General features: G+C 69.6%; 21 protein-coding genes and 1 pseudogene. 12 read left to right on the top strand and 10 right to left on the bottom strand.

The features are described 5' to 3' along the window. Positions 1-18: 18 nt before the first annotated feature. From IPT68_RS00885 to IPT68_RS00875, 3 genes are read left to right on the top strand one after another with little or no spacing between them, the layout of a single operon-like run. Positions 19-972 carry a carbohydrate ABC transporter permease gene (locus IPT68_RS00885; RefSeq protein ID WP_189697630.1) on the top strand — a complete coding sequence of 318 codons (954 nt, stop codon included), beginning with the start codon at positions 19-21 and terminating at the stop codon, positions 970-972. Beyond that, a complete protein-coding gene (locus tag IPT68_RS00880) occupies positions 969-1,811 on the top strand; it encodes a carbohydrate ABC transporter permease (protein WP_189697631.1) in 843 nt (280 codons plus the stop codon). Before IPT68_RS00885 ends, IPT68_RS00880 begins: the two co-directional genes overlap by 4 nt. Then, positions 1,812-4,088, top strand: a complete 2,277-nt coding sequence (locus tag IPT68_RS00875; RefSeq protein ID WP_189697632.1) for a glycoside hydrolase family 65 protein — start codon at positions 1,812-1,814, stop codon at positions 4,086-4,088. Between the two features lie 239 nt (positions 4,089-4,327). Here IPT68_RS00875 and IPT68_RS00870 read toward each other — a convergent pair whose 3' ends face one another. Beyond that, a complete protein-coding gene (locus IPT68_RS00870) occupies positions 4,328-5,533 on the bottom strand; it encodes a LacI family DNA-binding transcriptional regulator (RefSeq protein WP_189697633.1) in 1,206 nt (401 codons plus the stop codon). A gap of 378 nt (positions 5,534-5,911) precedes the next feature. On the opposite strand from IPT68_RS00870, the pseudogene IPT68_RS00865 reads away from it, so the two are divergent. Beyond that, a pseudogene (locus IPT68_RS00865) lies at positions 5,912-6,232 on the top strand (AraC family transcriptional regulator); the annotation flags it as partial. A gap of 545 nt (positions 6,233-6,777) precedes the next feature. Here the strand turns inward: IPT68_RS00865 and IPT68_RS00860 are convergent. Next, positions 6,778-8,688: a Na+/H+ antiporter NhaA gene (locus IPT68_RS00860; RefSeq protein ID WP_189697634.1), complete on the bottom strand. Its 1,911-nt coding sequence runs from the start codon at positions 8,686-8,688 to the stop codon at positions 6,778-6,780. A gap of 270 nt (positions 8,689-8,958) precedes the next feature. Here IPT68_RS00860 and IPT68_RS34540 point away from each other — a divergent pair, with 270 nt between their 5' ends. The 3 genes from IPT68_RS34540 to IPT68_RS00850 all read left to right on the top strand — a co-directional run bounded on the left by IPT68_RS34540 (position 8,959) and on the right by IPT68_RS00850 (position 11,267). After that, positions 8,959-9,087, top strand: coding sequence for a hypothetical protein (locus IPT68_RS34540; protein WP_265583881.1), 129 nt, complete (start codon positions 8,959-8,961; stop codon positions 9,085-9,087). 150 nt (positions 9,088-9,237) lie between these two features. Then, positions 9,238-10,107: an AraC family transcriptional regulator gene (locus tag IPT68_RS00855; protein WP_189697635.1), complete on the top strand. Its 870-nt coding sequence runs from the start codon at positions 9,238-9,240 to the stop codon at positions 10,105-10,107. A gap of 1,010 nt (positions 10,108-11,117) precedes the next feature. After that, positions 11,118-11,267, top strand: a complete 150-nt coding sequence (locus IPT68_RS00850) for a hypothetical protein (RefSeq protein WP_189697636.1) — start codon at positions 11,118-11,120, stop codon at positions 11,265-11,267. Between the two features lie 90 nt (positions 11,268-11,357). On the opposite strand, the gene IPT68_RS00845 is transcribed toward IPT68_RS00850, so the two are convergent. The 3 genes from IPT68_RS00845 to IPT68_RS00835 form a co-directional block, all read right to left on the bottom strand. After that, a complete protein-coding gene (locus IPT68_RS00845) occupies positions 11,358-11,939 on the bottom strand; it encodes a hypothetical protein (protein WP_189697637.1) in 582 nt (193 codons plus the stop codon). After that, complete coding sequence (locus tag IPT68_RS00840) at positions 11,936-12,991, bottom strand: TerC family protein (protein WP_189697638.1); 1,056 nt, start codon at positions 12,989-12,991, stop codon at positions 11,936-11,938. Before IPT68_RS00840 ends, IPT68_RS00845 begins: the two co-directional genes overlap by 4 nt. A gap of 78 nt (positions 12,992-13,069) precedes the next feature. Next, the gene (locus tag IPT68_RS00835; RefSeq protein WP_228040129.1) at positions 13,070-13,579 is read right to left on the bottom strand and encodes a universal stress protein; all 510 of its coding nucleotides are present in this window, start codon (positions 13,577-13,579) and stop codon (positions 13,070-13,072) included. 127 nt (positions 13,580-13,706) lie between these two features. Here IPT68_RS00835 and IPT68_RS00830 point away from each other — a divergent pair, with 127 nt between their 5' ends. After that, positions 13,707-14,039, top strand: a complete 333-nt coding sequence (locus tag IPT68_RS00830; RefSeq protein WP_189697639.1) for a helix-turn-helix transcriptional regulator — start codon at positions 13,707-13,709, stop codon at positions 14,037-14,039. 253 nt (positions 14,040-14,292) lie between these two features. On the opposite strand, the gene IPT68_RS00825 is transcribed toward IPT68_RS00830, so the two are convergent. The 3 genes from IPT68_RS00825 to IPT68_RS00815 all read right to left on the bottom strand — a co-directional run bounded on the left by IPT68_RS00825 (position 14,293) and on the right by IPT68_RS00815 (position 15,766). Continuing rightward, a complete protein-coding gene (locus IPT68_RS00825; protein ID WP_189697640.1) occupies positions 14,293-14,529 on the bottom strand; it encodes a transposase in 237 nt (78 codons plus the stop codon). 432 nt (positions 14,530-14,961) lie between these two features. Beyond that, on the bottom strand, positions 14,962-15,357 hold the full coding sequence (locus IPT68_RS00820; RefSeq protein WP_189697641.1) for a hypothetical protein: 396 nt from the start codon (positions 15,355-15,357) through the stop codon (positions 14,962-14,964). Between the two features lie 100 nt (positions 15,358-15,457). Then, entirely contained in the window at positions 15,458-15,766 is a 309-nt protein-coding gene (locus tag IPT68_RS00815; protein WP_194074044.1) for a hypothetical protein, read from the bottom strand. 481 nt (positions 15,767-16,247) lie between these two features. Between IPT68_RS00815 and IPT68_RS00810 the strand changes: the two genes are divergently transcribed. Genes IPT68_RS00810 through IPT68_RS00800 form a run of 3 tightly spaced genes read left to right on the top strand, consistent with a single transcriptional unit; the run spans position 16,248 to position 18,796 of the window. Beyond that, positions 16,248-17,612 (top strand): MBL fold metallo-hydrolase, encoded by a 1,365-nt coding sequence (locus IPT68_RS00810; RefSeq protein ID WP_189697643.1) that lies wholly within the window; start codon positions 16,248-16,250, stop codon positions 17,610-17,612. 51 nt (positions 17,613-17,663) lie between these two features. Then, the gene (locus IPT68_RS00805; RefSeq protein WP_189697644.1) at positions 17,664-18,053 is read left to right on the top strand and encodes a rhodanese-like domain-containing protein; all 390 of its coding nucleotides are present in this window, start codon (positions 17,664-17,666) and stop codon (positions 18,051-18,053) included. Then, positions 18,050-18,796, top strand: a complete 747-nt coding sequence (locus IPT68_RS00800; RefSeq protein WP_189697645.1) for a sulfite exporter TauE/SafE family protein — start codon at positions 18,050-18,052, stop codon at positions 18,794-18,796. Before IPT68_RS00805 ends, IPT68_RS00800 begins: the two co-directional genes overlap by 4 nt. A 37-nt stretch (positions 18,797-18,833) precedes the next feature. Here IPT68_RS00800 and IPT68_RS00795 read toward each other — a convergent pair whose 3' ends face one another. After that, on the bottom strand, positions 18,834-19,121 hold the full coding sequence (locus IPT68_RS00795) for a metal-sensitive transcriptional regulator (protein WP_189697646.1): 288 nt from the start codon (positions 19,119-19,121) through the stop codon (positions 18,834-18,836). Between the two features lie 82 nt (positions 19,122-19,203). On the opposite strand from IPT68_RS00795, the gene IPT68_RS00790 reads away from it, so the two are divergent. Further along, entirely contained in the window at positions 19,204-19,782 is a 579-nt protein-coding gene (locus IPT68_RS00790; RefSeq protein WP_189697647.1) for a rhodanese-like domain-containing protein, read from the top strand. Between the two features lie 74 nt (positions 19,783-19,856). Here IPT68_RS00790 and IPT68_RS00785 read toward each other — a convergent pair whose 3' ends face one another. Continuing rightward, positions 19,857-20,309, bottom strand: coding sequence for an OsmC family protein (locus IPT68_RS00785; protein WP_228040127.1), 453 nt, complete (start codon positions 20,307-20,309; stop codon positions 19,857-19,859). Positions 20,310-20,773 lie beyond the last annotated feature (464 nt).

The raw sequence follows: 20,773 nt of genomic DNA, 5'->3' as shown, positions 1-20,773 counted from the left end.
ACGGAAAAAGGTCTCCTGGTGTCCCTTCTTTCCCAGGCAAAGCCGCGCCGCGGCACCGCGTTCCGGCCCTCGCGCAATTCGCGCAGGGCCGGGACCGGCCGACTGGCCGCCGCTTTGCTCTCTCCCAGCCTGATCGTCCTCGGTCTGGTCGTCGGCTATCCGGTACTCGCTGCTTGCCGGCTGTCCTTCGTCGTCTCCAACGAGACCATCGACCCGCAGACCGGTTTCAAAGTCACCGCCACCTCCTACGGTCTGGACAACTACGCGGCTGTCTTCACGGGGGACCGCTTCCTGCGCCCCTGGTGGAACACGACCTCCTTCGCTCTCGCCTCGGTTGCCGTCGAGGTGCTCATCGGCGTCGCCATGGCGCTGGTCATGCACCAGGCCTTCCGCGGGCGGGCGTTGGTACGGGCCGCGATCCTCGTCCCCTGGGCGATCCCGACGGCGATCTCGGGTCTGCTCTGGAAGTGGATCTTCAATAGTCAGGGTGTTGCCAACGAGCTGCTGGGCGCCAGGGTGCTCTGGAGCAGCGAGGGTTTCCAGGCATGGCTCTCCGTGGTGATCGCCGACACCTGGAAGACCGCGCCGTTCATCGGACTCCTCGTCCTCGCCGGGCTCCAGATCATCCCGGGCGAACTGTACGAGGCAGCCAGGGTCGATGGAGCCTCGACCTGGTACGCCTTCCGGCGCATCACCCTGCCGCTGGTCCGCCCCGCACTGGTGGTCGCGGTGTTGTTCCGGCTCCTGGACGTCCTGCGCATGTTCGACCTGCCGTACGTGCTCGTCGGCCCACGCAAGCACTCCGTCGAGACACTGTCGATGATCGCCTTCGAAGAAATGAGCAACCTGCGATTCGGCACCGCGGCCGCCTACGCCACCGTGCTGTTCCTCTACATCGCTGCGGTCGCCTTCGCGTTCGTCAAGCTGTTCGGTGCCGATCTGATCGGACGGGGCACGAGGAGTTCACCATGACCACGACCATCAGCAGATTGCGCACCGGTTCCCTGGCACGGCGGATCGGCATCGCCGCGATCGTCCTCTACTGCCTCGCGCCCTTCTACTGGATGGTGGTCTCCAGCCTGCGCAGGCCCTCGGACCAGTTCTCCAACTCCCCCCTTCCCGTGCCGGTCTCCTTCGACAATTACGCTGCCGCCTTCGACGCGCGCAACGGCTTCGGCCGCGCGCTGCTCAACAGCCTCATCGTCTCCGGAGTCACCACCGCTGTCACTCTTGTCGTCGCGATCTTCGCCGGTTACGCGCTGGCGCGGCTCAGCTTCCGAGGGAAGACGCTCATCCTCACTTTGATCATCGCGGCGTCCATGTTTCCCCCGATCACTCTCATCGTGCCGTTGCTGCAGTTCTTCACGGACGCGGGCTGGATCAACACCTATCAGGCCATGATCGTGCCGAGCATGAGTTTCGCCCTGCCGCTGGCCGTGTGGAACCTGACCGCGTTCTTCCGGCAAATGCCGGCCGAGCTGGAGAAGGCCGCTCAGGTCGACGGGTGCACGCCCGCGCAGGCGTTCCGCAAGATCGTGCTCCCTCTTGCAGCGCCTGGCATCTTCACCACAGCGATCCTGGTCTTCATCTCCGCCTGGAACGAATTCCTCATCGCCGTGAGCGTCGTCAACGACCGGCAGATGATGACCGCGAATGTGATCGTTTCTCTTTTCACCGGGCAGTACAAGTACGACCAGCCGTTCGGTACGCAGATGGCGGCCGGTGTTGTCGTGACGTTGCCGCTGGTGGTCGCGGTGCTGTTCTTCCAGCGCCGAATCGTCGACGGGCTCACCGCGGGAGGTTTGAAGTAAGTGACGGACCCGAGCGGATCGGCCGCCACCGACGCATGGCTGCTTTCCACCGATGACTCGTCCCAGGCTTCCGGCCTTCGGGAAGACCACTTCGCGGCGCTGACCGGTTACCATCCCACCTTCACCGGCAACGGCTACCTGGCCGCCAGGGTCCCGGCCGCCGGCAACGGATTCGCCGAATCCCCCATCCGCACGCAGTTCCACGTGGTCGGCCTGTACACCGGGCACCCGGGGGAGTGGTCGCGCAAAGCGGGGCTGCCCGCCTGGTCGGCGCTCGACATCGGTGACGGCAGCGGAACCTACAACGAAGCCTTCCTGCCGAAGGAGCGCGAACAGCGCGACGAGCAACTGGCGGGCGAGGAGCACCTGGTAGGCGGGGACTGGGAGGCGGTCGGCAGCTCCGCCCCGGCCGCAGTCGCCCGCGGCATCACACGCTACCGGCAGTCACTCGACCTGCGGACCGGCATCATCACCACCCAGGCCCGCTGGACCTCGCCGTCCGGCCGGGTCACCGACGTGCGCTACGAACTGCTCGCCGATCGCTCCAGGCCACACGTCGCGGCGGTGACCGTGACCGTACGGCCGCACTGGGACGGGCAGCTCGAGGTGACCGACGCGCTCGACGGCCGGGCAGCGACCCGGCTGTGCGACACACGGACAGGGGCGGGGGAGGGGGACATCTGGCTGACCACGGCCGCCGAGGGCAGTGGTGTCCCGGCCGCCTTGGTGTCCCTGCTGAGGGGACCGGTGGCCTCGGCCGCCTCGTGCGCCCAGCCCGCAACCGATGACTCGGTCGCGCGAACGGTAGTGGCGAACGTGGTGGCGGGACGCTCGTACACCTTCACCAAGTACGTGGGCATCGCCACTGGCCATGACGCGGACGACCCCCTGGCCCTGGCGCGCACCGCAGCCGAGGAGGCGGCCCGGGCCGGGTACCGGCAGCTCACCAGGGACAACCTCCGTGCCTGGCAGCGGGAATGGGCGGGCGACATCGTCGTACACGGTGACATACGACTGCAACGGCAGGTGCGAGCTGCGAAGTTCTATCTGCTGACCAGCGTGCGCGAAGACTCACCGTGGTCGCCCTCACCTGTCGGGCTGTCCAGCGACGGCTACAACGGCCACGTCTTCTGGGACACGGAGACGTGGATCTGGCCGAGCCTGCTCGCTCAGCACCCCCATATTGCCGGCAGCGTGCTCGACTACCGGGCCAACCGGATAGGCGCGGCCCGTTCCTATGCTGCCCAGTGCGGCCGGCGAGGCGCGCGGTTTCCTTGGGAGAGCGGCCTGCACGGCGACGAGGACACGCCGGCGTGGGCACCCTTCGGCCGCTACGAACAGCATGTCAGCTCCGATGTCGCCCTCGCCTTCTGGCAGTACTGGCTGGCCACGGGTGACGAGGGGTGGCTGCGGGAAAAGGGGTGGCCCGTGCTGCGCGGAGTGGCCGACTTCTGGGCTTCCCGCGCGGAGGCCGCAGCGGACGGCTCGTACCACATCAACGGCGTGATCCCGCCCGACGAGTACGCCGACGAGCCGAACGACGACTCCGTCTACACCAATGTGGCCGCCCGCAGCGTCCTGCGCTTCGCCGCCGAGGCGGCCGGGGTGCTCGGCGAACCGGCCGACCCTTTGTGGGCGGAGGTTGCCGACGGCCTGGTCGTTCTGTTCGACGAACAGCTCAAGGTGCACCCCGAGTTCGCCGGTTACACCGGACAGCTGATCAAGCAGGCTGACGTCGTCATGCTGGCGTACCCGTGGGAGAACCCGCAGCCCGACGAGGTAACGCGGGCCGACCTGGCGTACTACAGCGCGCGCACCGACGAGGACGGACCGTCGATGACGGACTCCGTACACGCGATCGTCCATGCTCAAGTCGGCGACACCAAGGCGGCGTTCGAGCACACCAGGCGCAGTGTGGAGCCCTTCCTGCGCCCGCCCTTCGACCAGTTCGCGGAGGGCCGCACCGGAGGCGCGTTCACCTTCCTCACCGGCCACGGAGGCTTCCTCCAGGTGTTCCTGTACGGCTACTCGGGGCTACGGTGGCGGCCGGACCGTATCGAGCTGGCCCCGATTCTGCCGACGGAGCTGGACGGCATCACGCTGCACGGCTTGCGGTGGCGAGATCGGACCTTCGAGGTCGACATCCAGCCGGACACAACGGTGATCAGGCTGCGTGAGGGCGACGCGATGCCGGTCACATCCGGTGGCCGCCAGTACCAGGTGCCCAGCGGAGGCGAGATCGCCATCCCCACCCGGCCACCCGTCTCGGCTCACTGAGCGACCGGAGGTCTCCACGCCACGGGCCCACCGCCGGTGCGCCGCGCGCGCCGGCCGGCATTACGTACGGTGCCGGCTGCCATCGGAGTCGTCGGTTTCGAGATTCTGGTGGCAGCGGTGGGCCGCAGTGGGCCGACGGCGAGGGCACGCCGGGGCTTTGTTCGCGTGTCGTTCGCGAGAGACCCGAGCGACGAATGAGCTTCGCAGGCCACCGGTCGTCGCATCGTCGGTCATCGCGGTCAGCCGGTGGCCCGAATGACCAACTCCGGCTTCAGAAGGCGGTGCATGGGTTCCAGGCCTGAAGGGCTGGTCGTGATGCGAAGGAGTTCGGCCATGATCAGACGGCCTACTTCCTCGATCGGCTGTCGCACGCTCGAAAGCCCCAGCGCCGCCGCCGCCGCGGTGTCGTCGAAGCCCATGACGGCCACATCCTCGCCCGCCCGAAGCCCACGCTCCCGCAGGGTTTGGAGAGCGCCCACCGCCAGCGTGTCCGTCGCCGCAACGACCGCACTCGGCGGCTGAGGCCGGTCCAGTAGCTCGGCCATGAGTCGTGTGCCCGTCGACATCGTGTCCTGCCCGCGCATGTCGAGCCGATGACTCTCAGCCAGGAGGTCGTGCCGGTCCATGGCTGCGAGCCAGCCGCGCGCCCTGGCATCGCCGACACTGGTCCCCTCGGGCCAGCCAAGGAACCCGATCCGTCGGTGACCTGCCGCCACCAAGTGGCCGACGGCGGCCTCCGTTCCGTCGGCGTTGTCGATGTCGACCCAGCTGTAGTGTTCGGCGCCCGCAGCGGTGCGTCCGAAGGCCACGAACGGGACCCCGGCGGCGGTGAGGCGCTCCGGCCGCTGATCGTCCGACTCGATGTCGTACAGCACGACACCGCTCACGGCACCGGTGCGCCACAGGGCCGTGCAGTTGTCGCTCTCCGCGTCCGTGTCCGCTGCCGTGAACAGCAGGACATGGTGGTTACCGGCCTGGCCCGCCTCGACGAGCGCGTGCAAGAAGCGGTCGTGAATGGCGGCCACGGATTCGGTGGGTACCGGCTGGATCCGGTACCCGACCATCCCGGGCGAGCTGGCCCGCAGCGAGCGAGCCACACGGTTGGGGTGGTAGCCCAGCTCCGCGATGGCCTGCTCCACTCGCTGGCGGGTCACCGGGTGTACACGCTGGGGGGCGTTGAGCACGTTGGACACCGTCTGACGGGAGACTCCCGCAGCCTGCGCGACGTCTGTGATCCTCGCGGAACCTCCCGAGCCAGGGCGCCCGCGCCCGGAGTCGAGTGCCACACGCACCCCCTGGGTAGTCTCGGCAGAACGGTGTACCGCACACGGGGACGGACAACGAGCCGCGTTCTCGGTGTCCGAGCCCAGGCGGTCGATTTTATCGTTCAAGCCTGCCTTGTCGACTCTATCGGTAACGCGGCTGTCCCGTTTGCTCGTGGCCATGGACGGCACTGCCTGAGCGACCCCCGTCGTCTTGCTCCGACCATTCAGGCTGCAGCAGTCGCCCCCACCCGGGCTGGAGAGGGGACCGCGCTCTGACGGGAGCCTGGAAGGCGTGACGTGTTCAGCGGGCAGGGCGCGGCGTGTCCGGCGAGTGGGTGGAGTGGCCGTCCGGAACAGGTGAGCCACCGGTTCGTAGTGGCTCGTGCTCTGTTGGTTGCACTCGGTATGAGCGAAGCATGACAGGTTGTGGTCTGCCGCACGGCCGACCGATCCCGACCTACGCCCACTCGCCCTCGCAGGTCAGAATGCACGGGAGCAATCCGTGGCGATCTCTGTGCACAGATGTGCCGGTGGGAGCCCGGTGGGAGTGGGGGCCGCATGATCGGGGTCAGGTTTCGCAGCGAGGACGTGCCCGCGGAGGAGCGCTTCGACCGCTGGCGGGAACTGCTCGACCGGACGCGCTCCAGCGAGGTCGTCAGTGCGCACGCCGCCGACTTCTGGGCGGAGGGCCGACTGATCGAGTTCGGGCCGGTGACCGTGGTGCCGATTTCGTGCCTGCCGTCGCGCTACCGGCGGAGCGCGCGGATGGTGCGCCGGTCCGATTCCGAGCGGTACCACTTGACGCTGCTGCTCGACGGCGAGATGGCACTCGACCACGTCGGGCGAACCGACACGTTCCGTCCAGGGGACCTGCACCTCGTCATGAACGGTACGGACGAGATCAACGTGACCACGGACTCCTGGTACGGCTAGGGTCCCGGGCGATCAGCTTCGCAGCCCAGATGGGCAGGGCCGCTGCCGTGGCGGTGCCGAAGAAAGACGTACCCGCGCTTGTCGTGGCCGGTGGCGACTGCCCGAGCCTGCTTCAGGCGGTTGTCCCCCGCCAGGCCGTCGGGCTCTGCGTGGCTTGTCCGCCAGGCTGCGGACCGGATCCCGCGCCGCGGCGCTTCGCCGGCTCGCCTGCAGCGCCGACGTCCAGCTGCTCCTGGACGGGATGCGGGCCGGGACGGAGGAGTCCACCGGCCGGATCGCGGAGCTGACCGGCGCAGCCCGCCACCGCGTCCCCTCCGTCCCGTCCCGCATCCCGTGCAGCCACACGTCGCGCCGTACTCACCAGCCGGCCCGTCGGCCAGGGCACCGGCCTCGCCCTGGACGTCGCCTGCCGCACCGTCGCCGGGCAGTACCACGGCGACTTCCCCATCACTTCCCGCCCTGGCGACACCCATTTGCGGGTTCCGCTCCGCTCATCGCGCCGCAGGCCGCGGCCGACCGGCATCACGCCGTGTGGCCAGAGTCCGTTGATGGGCGTGCTCCACAGCAGCGGTCAGCGCTGCCACGTCATAGGCGCCGTGATGACGCTGCCCGTTGATGAAGAAGGTCGGCGTACCCGACACACCGCTCAAATCGGCCGAGTCCACGTCCTCCGCCACCCTCCGGGCGCCGCGCCGCTGCTCCAGGTCCTGGCGGAACACGCTGACCTCGAGCCCGAGTTCCTGCGCATAACGCAGCAGGTCGCGGGCGCTCAGCGCGTCCTGGCGGGCGAGCAGCAGGTCGTGCATCTCCCAGAACCGGCCCTGCCGCGCGGCCGCCTCCGAGGCCTCCGCCGCCAGCTGCGCGTTGGGGTGCACATCCGTCAGCGGCAGATGCCGCCACACGAAACGCACGTCCACCGTGCTGCCGAGCAGTTCCCGCACCGCTGGTTCGGCCTGCCCGCAGTACGGGCACTCGAAGTCGCCGTACTCCACCACTGTCACGACCGCATCCTGCGGGCCGCGGATCCTGTCATGACGGGCGTCGACGGCCACGGCGAGATCCGTCATCGGATCGGTGCGCCCCAGCAGAGTCAGGGCCCTGCGGGCCGGCGGCAGAAGCGCGATCACCCCGGACACCGTCCAGCTGATCGAAAACGCGGCGATCAGCGTGGCCAGGATGCCGATGCGGGCCTGATTCAGCTGCTCGCCCTCGAAGGCGATGGCAGCGATCAGCAGCGACACGGTGAACGCCGCCCCGGCGATCGTCGACCCGGCCGTGACCGAGCCCCAGCCCACGTTCGGACGCAGCCGCCCCTTCGACAGCAGCCGCGCGGCTGCCATGGAACCCACGATTCCGATCACCTTGCCGACCACGCAGCCGCACACAATGCCCAAGGTGATGGGCGAGGTGAACGCCTGCGCCAGCTTCGCCCCGCTCACCTCGACGCCTGCGTTGGCCAGCGCGAACAGCGGCACGATGCCGAAGCTGACCCAGGGCAGGAACGCCTGCTCCAGTCGCTCGTTCGGGGAGATCGCCGCCGCCAGTCCCTGTGCGGCCGAGCGCTGCAGCTCAGGGGTCGGCTGCTCACGGAACAGTCGGAACAGGTGGCTGGCCCGCTCCAGATCGCCGCGCGGTGCCGGGTAGGCGAGCACGAGAGCCCCGACGGCAAGGCCCGTGATGACCGGGTCGACACCGGCCTCGTGAAGCGCTGCCCACACCACCACCGAGAGCACGGCGCACAGCGCACCGTTGCGTACGCCCACGAGCCGCAGCACGGCGATGACCAGCAAGGTCCCGACGGCCACCAGCAACGCCGGCACATCGATGTCGTCGCTGTAGAACACGGCGATCACCGCGAGGGCGATCAGATCGTCGACGACAGAGATGGACAGTATGAAAGCCCGCAGGGACGCGGGCAGCCGGGACCCGAACACCGCGAGGATGCCCAGCGCGAACGCGGTGTCAGTCGACATGGCCGTGCCCCAGCCGTGCACCGAGCTCTCGCCTGCGTTGACCGCCATATAGATCACAGCGGGAACGACCATGCCGGCCAGGCCGGCCACCGCGGACAGCAGCACCCACCGCCGGTCACGTAGCTCACCCACGTCGAACTCCCGGCGTGCCTCGAGCCCGACGACGAAGAAGAACAGGCTCATCAGCCCCGCGTTGATCCACTCATGCAGATCCAGCGACAGATGGTGGGCATCGAAGCCGATCGTGAAATGCGCGGCCCACACGGCCTCGTAGGAACGCATGTCGAGGTTGGCCCACAGCAGGGCCGCGGCCACCCCCATCAGCAGGAGGGCGGCGCTGCCGGTCTCGGTCTGGACAAAGGCCCGCCATCGCGACCCGCGTCGTGTGGACATTCCCTGGCAGGCCTCAGAGGGCTGGTTGCCACTCATCCGCCGATTATCGCCGCCACGGCTGCTGTCAGCACCTCGCTCGCCCGATCACCAGCTCGTCGCCGCCCACACGGTCCTGGTCGCCTCCGGTCTCAAGGCAGCGGCCGCAGCCGAGGGCCACCGCTGGTTCGTCGCGGGCTTCGAGAGCAACGACACCCTGCACGCGGACAACCCGCCCTACTGGCACATCTCGTAAAACTCCGGGGCGAACTTCAACGTCCCGACGCACAACGCGAGCAGGTCACGGTCCTGCGCGACGGAGAACCCGGGTTGCGCGTCACGACCGACGACCACCAGCGGATCGGTGTGACGACCGTGCGGGTCCTGGGCCTGCAGGACCCCCGCGAGAGTTGCGCGAAGGTACTGCGGTACGACCCGCTGACAGGCGGGCCGATCTGACCTGGCCGAACCCTGTGGGGAAGCGGGCGCGATCCGCATGGAACGTCCCTGAGAGCATGTGCCGTCAGGGCGAGCATGATCGGATCGGTTCTCATCGGTCGGGTGCGGCCGGGGTGTCTGCTGCCAGGGTTGAAGTCGAAAGGAGGCCTCGTGATCTCGGCACTCAACCAGCTTGTCGATCTGGTCGAGGAGCACCTCGCGGAGGAGCCCGATGTCCACGGGTTGGCGGGGGCGTTCGGCACCACTGAGTACCACCTGCGTCGGATGTTCTCGTCGTTGGCCGGTATGCCGCTGTCGGAGTACGTGCGACGGCGGCGCATGACCGTTGCCGCCGCCGACGTCGTCCGGGGCGGGACGGACTTGCTGAGCGTCGCGGTCCGACACGGATACGGCTCGAGTGAGGCGTTCGGTCGTGCGTTCCGGGCGGTCCACGGTGTCGGCCCCGGTGACGTACGCCGCCATGGAGGCCCCTTGCGCACACAACCGCAGCTCAGGTTCCGCCTGACCGTCGAAGGGAGCACCCCCATGGACACCCGCCTCGTCAACCGACCTGCGTTCCGGCTGGTCGGACACGCCACCCGGGTCCCGCTCATCCATCAGGGCGTCAACCCGCACATCCAGCAGCACATCGCCGCCCTTCCGCCGGAGGAACACCTACGGCTGAAGGCCCTCAGCGACACCGAACCCGGAGGCCTGCTGCAGGTCTCCGACGAGGTCGATGCCGATGCCATGGAAGGCAGCGAACTGACGTACATGCACGGAGTTGCGACGGGCCTGGACACGCCGGCCCCAGACGGCCTCGACGCCATCGAGGTGCCGGACGGGACCTGGGCGGTCTTCCGCACGAGCGGACCGCATCCGCAGGCCCTCCAAACGACCTGGGCGGCGACCGCGACCGACTGGTTCCCCTCCAACCCGTGGCGGCTGCGACCGGGTCCCTCGATCGTCGCCACCCTCGAGCGCGCGGACGACTTCAGCACCGCCACCTGTGAGCTGTGGCTGCCTGTCGAACCGGCGTGACGCACGACGCACCATCGAGCACTCAGTCGCGTCTCCTGCTGTGTCGAAGCACGAACTACGCCGGAACACGGCGTTCCTGCGCCTGCACGAGTCGACCGAATGTGCAGCCACGCGGGGCCCGTTCCGGTCGGCGTTCCGTCGACCGCGGTGGTCGGTGAGCAGGAGGGTTGAGCAACTCAGAGACAGTCCGCCCGACCGCGTCGTGGAGCGTCTCCGTCGTTGTGCGTCTGCGCACTCAGTTGGGCGCTTTGCCGGGTGAACGTGCACGTCGTGAACGACGACCTACCGGACGCCTGGGACGACCTGCCGCCGGCACAGCCTTTCCCCCCGATCGGGTATGCCGATCTGGACCTGGCTGACCCCACGCCGGCGGCGTACGGACGGAACACTGCCACGGCGTCGGCTTCCGGCGGGGCGGTGTCGGCCACGGCCAATGTCGCTATGCACGGTCGTCCCCGGTCGGGGTCTGGGCCGCAGCGCTTTGGGGCGGCCCGGATGCTGCCGGTTGGCATGTTCCACACAATTCGTGGCAACCGTCGGGTGTGACGACGGTCCCCCAGCCGAAACAGTGATCGCAGTCCAGCGCGTATGAAAGATCAGGATGAGGAGGTGCGGGGATGTGAGGGAGGTGGTGTCCCTGGGGCATGCGGCGTGTATCTCCACGGTGGTCGCGTATCTCGGACATGATAAGTCCATTCTGTGGCAAATGTCATACTGCAGAGAGTTCGCGCGTAGGGCTCGGTACGGGCATCCGTCCTTGCCGTAGGCGGCTCGGGCGAACTGGTTGAAGCCCCGGCGAGGGCCGGTGCAGTCCGCCGCTTCGATTCCCGTCCGGCGTCGGGGCCGCGTCAGTTTCCCGTGGCCAGTGCGCGGGCCGCGTGAACAAGGTCCTGGGCCACCCCGAGCGGCCCGGGCCTTTGCGCTCTGAGGCGGGGTTCGGTCCGAACGGGGCCGATCCTGGCAGGTGTGCGGGTGCGGTGGAGACCTCGCCGGCACCGTGCGGTCGGCGAATGGCACAGCGGCGGCGGGTGAGGAGCGTCCACTCGTCGTCCGCCCGGCCGGGGCACCGGGCCGTCCGTCTCTTCGTCCTCGGCGAGCTCGGGCGGTCCAAGGTGCGGAGTGCGGCGCGGGTCTGGTCGGCGTTCCAGCAGCAGAGCTGACGTCGGCGGCGCCCCGGGCGGCGATCGCTTCGCGCTCGGTGTCGTCGCGACTGTCGTCGCCGAGTGAGGCCAGGACCTCCCGCCACAGCGTCACCGCCCGCCCCCGTCCCTGATCGGGGGCAACACGGCGTCCGGCTCCTCGACCTCCCGGCCCCGCTGCCGTAGGCGATCGCCGGAGACGGGAGGCCCGGCGCCGGGGTGGACGTGGGCAAGGTGGCCGGCTGCGTTGTGGACCGGGACGGGCGTGATGACGGTGGTTGCGCCGGTGCGGCGGGCGAGGCGGTGCACTGCGCCGGCCGGCAGTGACAGGTGGGGGTAGTTGCCGCAGGGCAGGACGAGGGTGTTGAACCGGTGGGGGCCGGGCGCGATGAGGGTGTCGGTACGTGCGGCTGGGACGGCGTCGGTCGGCTGGGCGAAGCGCTGGGCCCGGGCGTGGTGGAGCAGGGCGTTGACGATGAAGCCGGTGGAGCGTACGGCGACCGCCGCGGTCACCTGGGCGCCGGTGCCGGCGGCGAGCCGCCCGGCGTGAGCGGCGGCGTCCTGGTCGGCGCGGGAGCCGGTGAGGACCACGAGGATGTCGCCGCCCGTTCGGGTCCCGACGACGTTGTAGACGTGTACGGAGGGCCGGGGGGTGCTGACGGGAGGTTGTCCGCCAGGGCTCAGGGTGGTCATGACGGTGGTTCTTCCTGGTGGCGGTCGGTTGGTGCGTGGAGCTGTGCGGCGGGCGGTGTGGTCACCGCGGCGCCGACGGTGCCTTGGCCGGTGCCGCCGCCCGCGTCGGTGTCCGTGCCGTTCTGGCGGCGGGTGGCGATGAGGGACCAGGCGATGGAGACGGTGATGGTGGCGGCGATGACGCCCAGGGTGAGGGGGATGGGGAGCTTGCCGACGGGGGTTTCGGACAGGATGAGCTTGACGCCGGCGAAGGTGAGCAGGACGGCGAGGCCGTAGTGGAGGTAGGCGAAGCGGCGCAGGAGTCCGGCCAGGCAGAAGTAGAGGCTGCGCAGACCCAGGACGGCGAAGGCGTTGGCGGTCCACACCAGGAAGGTGTTGGTGGTGATCGCCAGGACGGCGGCGACGGAGTCGATCGCGAAGATCAGGTCGGTGGCCTCGATCGCGACGAGAGCCACGAACAGCAGCGTTGCGACCTTGCGCCCGTTGATGCGGGTGAAGAACTTGTCGCCGTGGAACTGCGGGTCGGTGGGGACGATCTTCCTGACCAGGCGGACGATGAGATTGCGGTCCGGGTGGACCTCCTCGTCCTTGGAGACGGCCATCTTCCAGCCGGTCCAGATCAGGAACGCGCCGAAGAGGTAGGCGGTCCAGAAGAACACCTGCAGCAGCTCGGCGCCGACGAAGATGAACACCAGCCGGGCGGCGAGCGCCCCGATCACGCCCCAGAAAAGGATCTTGTGCTGGTAGGCGTCGGGGACGGCGAAGAAGGAGAAGACGAGCGCGAAGACGAAGACGTTGTCGATCGACAGCGCCTTTTCGATCAGGTAGCCGGCGTAGTAGGTGGAGGACACCTCCCCGCCCTGCCAGGCCAGCAGGACAAGGCCGAAGCCGAGGCCGATGGCGATCCAGACGCTGCTCCAGATCGCGGCCTCGCGGAATCCGATCACGTGGTTGTCGCGGTGGGCGATCAGGTCGACGGCGAGCATCACGCCGATGCCGACGGTGACGGCGGCCCACACCCACAGCGGGACCGGGAGCGACAGGTCATTCATAACGATCGGACTTCCTTCGCATCATGGGAGGTGGATGCGGCCCGGCCGGGACACGCGCCGCGGCAGGGCCGCTGAGGGTCAGGTGGGAGGGCAGGGCGCCGCGAGCCGGGTCCAGGGCACGGGGGGCACGGCGTGGATGAACGGCCTGCCGCGGATCGCTGCGGCCTCGATCAGCGTGCACGCGTCCAGCCCCGGAGGCCCGCAGCGGGAGGCGACCACCAGCGGCGAGTGGTGCATCGCGGCGAGCCTCAGCAGGTCGGTCGCGGCTCCCAGCCTGCTGCCCTGCGCGCCGGGACGGCGGTAGACGGCCGGGATGTAGCCGGTGCGATACCGGACGAGGCGTGGCAGCACCCGGCCCAGCACCGCCGGCCCCTCCGCCCCCGCGTCCGGCGCGGGTGAGGGTGAGGGTGGCAGCACGGCGACCAGCAGTAGCGGCTCACCGCGGGAGGCGGCCAGTCGGGCGGCGGTGTCGGCGACGGTCAGGTCGTCGAGGCGGTCGGTGAGCACGGCCGTCACCGGCTGCGGCAGCGAGAAACGGCCTGACGTGGGTGCATCCGGTACGCGGCGGTGGGCGAACTGAAGGTTCATGGCGGATCACGTCTTCAAGGAGGGTGGTGCGACACCACCAGCGTCACCCGAACAGAAATACGCGTCAATACTTACGCGAAAATCTTTTCGTCAATCATTGTTCGGGTGAAGGGGTAGGGTGGGAGCCATGAGCGTTCCCTCCGCGCGCGGCGAGACCTGGACCTTCCTGACCAATCACGCCCGCGTCCTGCTGTGCCTGGCCCGCGATCCCGAAGCCCGGCTGCGCGACGTCGCCAACGCGATCGGCATCACCGAACGCGCTGTCCAGCTCATCGTCGCCGACCTGGAAAACGCCGGATACCTCACCCGCACCCGCGTCGGGCGCCGCAACCGCTACGCCATCGACACAACGCAGGCCCTGCGTCACCCCCATGAGGCCGCCCACCCCGTCGGCGACCTGCTCAACACCTTCCTGCACCGCGAAGGCACCCCTGAGACCGAACCCCAGGTCGCTCCCTGAAGACCGGGGGCAGGAGCTGGGTGACGTCGTTGCGGTGCCCGTCGGTCAGCGACCGTGCGAGCGGGATGTCCCGTGAGGACGTGGTGCTTGCTGCCCGGGCGTGCGCTGTCGACCGGGCTGGGTCCGCTTTTGGGCCCTGGCGGGCTGCTCTGACGTGCGAGGAGTCGATCGCCGCCCGGGACCAGTCCAGCTGGTTCGTCGACCGCAGTTCGGTCAGCAGCTGGTGCGGCTGGTCCCGGACGCCGGCTTTGTTTCAGGCCGTCAGGCGCCGCCGGCACGTCATGCCCGAGCCGAAGCCGAGCTCCGCGCGCAGGTGTTCCCACTGGATGCCGGTGGGCAGGACGAAGAGGATGCAGCACAGGGCCTGCCGGTTGGGTACCCCCCGCCTCCGTCCCTTGACCTGCTTCGGCGGCGGCTCGGGCAGCAGCGGCTCAATGAGCGACCACAGTTCGTCCGGCACGATCCAGGGCCGCGACTGACGCTTCCCCATGCTCCCCTCAACGAGGGATCGAGCCGACAGTCATATGATCAACCCGCTTTTGTGGAGGTCTGTAAGCCGCGCCAGGTACCCCCTGGCGGCATTCGATCCCACCCTTGAGGCGGACGTCGCAGGGTTCGAATGCTGTCGGGGCACAGAGAATCATCTGGCCAGAGGCCCTTTCGTCCGAGGGGCGGGAGGGCCGGCCGGCGGACCCGCAGCACGCATGTGGTAGGCACGGGCCGCGGACTCAGGTGGGGAGCCGTGCGAGATGCGTGCGAAGGGCGAACCGGCCCCGCACCCGTGCGCGAAGGGCCCGGCAAGCGCAGCCCACCCCCTTCGCCGGTGGCCCGGCCACCTGCTGACGAGCGGTGCGCTCACGCGCGGGCAGACCGCTGTTCCGGCCTCTCCCACTGCTCCCACGCACGGCGAGATGAGCCGCCCTCAGGAAGACTCGCGGCCTCCGGAAGAACGGCGGCCGCGGCCGGCCTCACCGACGGAGTCATGAGTGGGCTTGCTCCGGGAGTCCGCGTGGTGGGTCAGTACCTTCATGATCTCCGAGGCCAGCACATCCGACAGAGCGGGCGCGAGAGCTTCTGCCAGTGCGGTCGCGAGGGTCTGGGCGAAGAGAACCCTTTCCAGTTCCGTGAAACGGGAGGACGGCTGCGACAGGGACCCAACTGCCGCCTCCATCAGGGCTACCGCCAGCGGGTCCTTCCCATGCTTGACGCCGACGCCGGTACGGGGGATCCCGGCATCACGCACCATCTCATCGAAGATCTCGTCGATGAAGGCTTCCAAGGGATCCCGTTCAAAATTGCCGCCGGACTCAGCTGCCATTGTCGTTCCTCATGTCCTCATGTCTCGATTTCCCTTTGGGACCTGCCCCCCGGTCCCGGCGACTGCCGGAACCGGGGGGCAGGGGTGTCGCCGTTTTCGTTCAGCGGCGCATCAGCGCCGCGAGCAGGAAGGGGTGCTCGATCATCGACTCACCCCGCTCCTCACGACGACGGTGCATGAGCGCGGCGAGGAGGAGCGGGTGCTCGACGATCGACTCCTCGCCGCCCTCCTCTCGGCGACGCGCGAGCGCGGCCAGCAGGAGCGGGTGCTCGATGACCGACTCCTCACCACCCTCCTCACGACGCGACAGAAGCGCGGCCAGCAGGAGCGGGCCGAAGGCGGATTCCTCACCCACTTCTTCCTGGCCGGCGGCCTTTTCCCGAGTGGGGGTCTCCGTCGTTGCCGTCATGTCTCTCTCTTTCTTTGATGCATGACTCGGCGGAGTGCTCGGCTGTCACCAACTTCGCGCTCCGCCCTTCAGCGCCATCGTCAAGGCACGCGAAGCCGACCGCATTTCGATCATGCAGCAGATTGCTGCACGGTCCCCGACGACTCGGCCTGTTCGAGAACGCTGGTTACGGCGCAAACAGATGCGGGAGCGCCCACGGTTCCGGGCCGCCCGCGCAGAGTACGGCGCTGTGGCGGCATCAGCCGGGGAGGGCCGACCTTCAGCGCGACGGAGCGCCGGAGTGCAGCGACCGCACTCACCCGCTCGCAGTACTGGCGGGTCACCCGACCGGCCCGCCAGGCCGAGGCCGAAACGCCGCTTCCAGGGTGAAGGCGCGGGGCTGCCCCTGTCCGCAAAAATACCCCGGGGGGTACTCATGCTATTGTCGAAGAAATACCCCCCGGGGTAATGGCCTGACGGTTTCACCTGAAGGGAGTACCTGGTGTTCTTCATCGACACGCTCGAGGTGGCCGGACTCGGCAACCGCAGCTACTTGGCGGGCGGCGAACGCACGGCCGTGGCGGTCGATCCGCCGCGGGACATCGACCTGGTGATCGCCGCGGCGGCGCGGCACGGGGTGCGGATTTCCCACGTGGTGGAGACGCACGTCCACAACGACTACGTCACCGGAGGGCTGCAGCTGGCCCGGATCGCGGGCGCCGCCTACCTCGTCCCCGCCGGGGCCCGCGTCTCCTACCAGCGCGTACCCGTGAGCGACGGCGACCGGTGGGACATCGATGCCGGCGCCGCCCTGGGCCTACGGGCACTGGCCACGCCAGGCCACACCCCGCACCACACCTCCTACGTGCTGGAGGAGAACGGCACGGCCGTCGCCGCGTTCACCGGCGGCTCCCTTCTGATCGGCACCGTCGGCCGCCCCGATCTGGTCGAACCCCGCCTGACGGAACAGCTGGCCCGGGCCCAGCACGCCTCCGCGCACCGGCTGGCCGACGAGCTCGCAGACGACACGGCGGTGCTGCCCACGCACGGCTTCGGCAGCTTCTGCTCGTCCAGCCAGGCGACGGGCGCGTCCACCACGATCGGCAAGGAGAAGACGTCCAACCGCGCCCTCACCGACGACGTGGACGCCTTCGTCGCCGATCTGCTGGCCGGACTGGACGACATACCCGCGTACTACGCGCACATGGGCCCGGCGAACGCCGCAGGGCCCGCGCCTGTGGATCTCACCCCGCCCGCGCTCGCCGACGCCGAGGAGATCGCGGCCCGCCTGGCCGCCGGGGAGTGGGTGGTGGACCTGCGCAACCGTGTCGCCTTCGCCGCAGGCCATGTCGCGGGTTCGCTCAACTTCGAGGCGGAGGGGCAGCTCGCCACCTACCTGGCCTGGCTGATCCCGTGGGGCAAGCCGGTGACGCTGCTCGCCGAATCCGCCGAACAGCTCGCCGCCGCCCAGCGCGAACTGGTCCGCGTCGGCATCGACCGCCCTGCCGCAGCCGCCACTGGAGATCCGACGCGCTGGGCACGCGGGGGTGAGAAGCTCGCCGCCTTCCCGCGGGCCACGTTCGCCGACCTCGCGGAGCACACCGCGGAGACCGTCGTGGTGCTGGACGTCCGCCGGGACTCCGAACGGTCCGTCGGCTTCGTCGAAGGGTCCGTCCACATCCCCATCCACACCCTGCACCACCGTCTCCACGATGTCCCCGAAGGCCAGGTGTGGGTCCACTGCGCCGGCGGCATGCGCGCCGCCATCGCCGCATCCCTGCTGGACGCCGCGGGACGGGACGTCGTCGCCGTCGACGACACCTTCGACGCGGCCGAGAAGGCCGGCCTCACCGTCGGCACCCTCTGACGACGCCCCGGCCGACACCGCACCAGCAGTGGAACAGAAGTGAGAACCCCGATGAAACTCTTCGGCCGCGAACGAAGCGGTCCTGGCCGGGTGAGCGTGCAGGAGGCCGCGGCACGCGCTGGCCATGCACGACTCGACGGCAGCGGCGCGACGGCCGTATTGCTGGACGTCCGCGCATCCTCCGAGTGGCAGACCGGTCACGCACCGCACGCCGTCCATCTGCCCCTCACAGCGCCGGCCGCCGGTGTCCGGCTGCCCACGGGGGCGCAGGCGCGCCCCGTCGTGGTGATCTGCCGCTCGGGTCACCGTTCCCGGCGGGCCGCCGAACTGCTCCACGCCCAGGCCATCGAGGTTGTGGACGTCGCAGGCGGCATGCAGGACTGGGCCGCAGCGGGGCTGCCGGTGGTCGACTCGCTGGGCGGCGACGGGACCATGGCGTGAGCGCTGTGATACTCGCCCTGACCGCCGGTGCCGTCATCGGCCTGGCGCTCGGCGCGCTCGGGGGCGGCGGCAGCGTCCTCGCCGTCCCGGCCCTGATCTACTTGCTCGGCTTCACCCCGGTCGCGGCCACCACGGCCAGCCTGGTCATCGTCACCGTGACCTCGGCCACCGCTCTGTCCGCGCACGCACGCGACGGCCAGGTGCGCGGGCGTACGGGGCTGCTCTTCGCGGCGGCCGGTATCGGCCCGGCGATGCTGGGCGGCGCGCTCGCCGGTCACCTGCCCGCAGCCGTACTGACCGCGGCCTTCGCCGTCATCGCGGCTGCCGCCGCGCTTCGGATGCTCGGACCCCGTTCCGTGCCGGACAGCGAGACGCCCGTACGACCTGGCCGGGCAGCGGCTGCCGGCGCCGGCCTGGGCGCGGTCACCGGCGTCCTCGGCGTCGGAGGCGGCTTCCTCGCGGTGCCGGCACTGGTCAGCGTCCTCGGCATGCGGATGCGGACAGCAGTGGGCACCAGCCTGCTTGTCATCACCATCAACTCACTGGCCGCTCTGACCATGCGCGCCGGTACGGCGGGCAGCCTCGACTGGGCCGTCATCGGCCCCTTCGCCGGGGCGGCGATCCTGGGTGCGTGGGACGGCAAGCGGCTGTCGGCCAAGCTCTCCGCGGGGACGCTGCAGCGGGTCTTCGCCGTGGTGCTGCTCGCGGTGGCCGGATTCATGCTCGTGGACGCGGTCACCTGATGAGCACCGTCCCTCGCGACCGGCCCTTCGCGCCTCCTCAGGCCAGCGACAGGAACAGTTTCTCCAGCCGGGCACGCATCGCCTCGGTGTCCTCACCGTTCTTCCGGCCCGATTCGATATCGGCCACGCACTGCTGCAGTCCCGTGGCGATGATCGCGAAACCGGCCCGGTCGAGCGCTCGCGAGGCCGCGGCCAGCTGGGTGATGACGTCCTCGCAGTCCCGCCCCTCCTCGATCATCCGGATCACTCCGGCGATCTGGCCCTGCGCGCGCCGCAGCCGGTTCAGCACGGCCTTCAGGGACGCGCCCTCGAGATCCAGTTCCACGATCACTCCCTCAAGAAATACCCCTAGGGGTACTGTACGTCCCGGTCCGGGACGACGGCGACCACAAAGGATCACACCTGCCATGAACACCCCCCTTACCCTCGACGTCGGTCAGGCGCACACCCGCTTGCACGAACTCACCGTCATCGACGTGCGCACCCCCGGCGAGTACGCCACCGGCCACCTGCCCGATGCCCTCAACATCCCGCTGGACCAGGTCCGGCGTGCGCTGCCCGACCTACGGCACGCGGCCGAACGTGGCGAGATCCTCGTCGTCTGCGCCTCCGGAGCCCGCTCGGAAAGCGCCTGCAAGCTCCTGGCCGAGCACGGCATCCACGCGGCCGGCCTCGTCGGCGGCACCCGCGCATGGGCCGCCGAAGGACACGAGCTGCACCAGCCCGCCGCCTGCGACACACGCGCCGGCTGGAGCATGGAGCGGCAGGTGCGCTTCACCGCGGGAGCGATGGTCCTGCTGGGCCTGCTCCTCGGCTGGCTCGCCCACCCGGCCTTCCAGCTCCTTTCGGCCGGCATCGCCGGCGGACTCGTCTTCTCCGCACTTACCGACACCTGCGGCATGGCCGTCATGCTGGGAAAGCTGCCCTACAACCGCCCCCGTGCCGCCGACCTCGACGCCACGCTCGCCGCGCTGCGTGGCCGATGACCGCGACAACCGAGCTGCGGTGCCTCAGCGGCTTCCCCGCACCACCGCCGTCGAGGACGTCATGGTGGGACCGCTCAAGGCGCCAGTTCGACACCGATCTCCGGTGACTGTTCGAGCGTGTTGTGGACGGTGCAGTGCGAGGCGACCGCCAACAGCGCAGCGCGGCGCTCTTCGGGGAGTGCCGGCGGCGGCACGACCACGATGCGCACCGAGGCGACACGAGCCGGGCGATCGGTGGCCATGACGAATCCGGCGCGCACGCGCAGTCCGGAGCGGGGCAGACCGTGACGGTGCAGGAAACGGCCCGCGTAGAAGGCGACGCACGTAGCCAGGGAGGCGGCGAAGAGCTCTGTGGGCGTCGGCGCGGTGTCCGTGCCGCCTGCTTCCGCGGGCTGGTCGACCCGGATGCGATGCCCACGGACCTCGACCGTGTAGGCGTCGCCTCCGGTGTGCGACACGTCGAGTCGGTGCACCTCGGCTTCCATGGGCCGACTCTCGGGAGTGTTGTGCGGTGCGGTCCCGGTCATGACCGTCTCCCTCCGCCGGCGCCAAGGGTTCCTGGTACTCAGTCGACTGCACACGGCTTGCCGTGTCCAGAGGCCGACCGGGGCGGTCCAGGGGGCCGAGCGGGCGTCACGTGGTTCAAGCGCTCATGGCCCCGGCGAGCCGGTGCGCCATGCGATCACCAAGACCCGGTGCCCGGCCGCGCGGTGGGCCGCTCGGCGGCATCGGCCTGCTGAAGGAGACGGCGGGCCAGGCCACGCGCCTCGTCCGGGGTGAGCGCCGCCCACACTCCGTGCTCGCCGCCCCGATCCTCTCCCACGGCCAACGCAATCCGGTCGACGGGGTGGTCAGGCCGTCCGAACCTCAGGCATCGCACCTCGATCCTCCGTCCGCACGTGGTGACGAGGGGAGTCTCCTCGGCACCGCTCCTTGTGATCGTGTGGAGTCGGTCTTCATCCGCCGTCGCCATCGATCTCACGCTCCCACC

The sequence above is a fragment of the Streptomyces chromofuscus genome, assembly GCF_015160875.1.
Classification (GTDB): domain Bacteria; phylum Actinomycetota; class Actinomycetes; order Streptomycetales; family Streptomycetaceae; genus Streptomyces; species Streptomyces chromofuscus.
The sequence above is the reverse complement of the archived record's forward strand: the minus strand, read 5'-3'. Positions and strand labels throughout refer to the sequence as shown.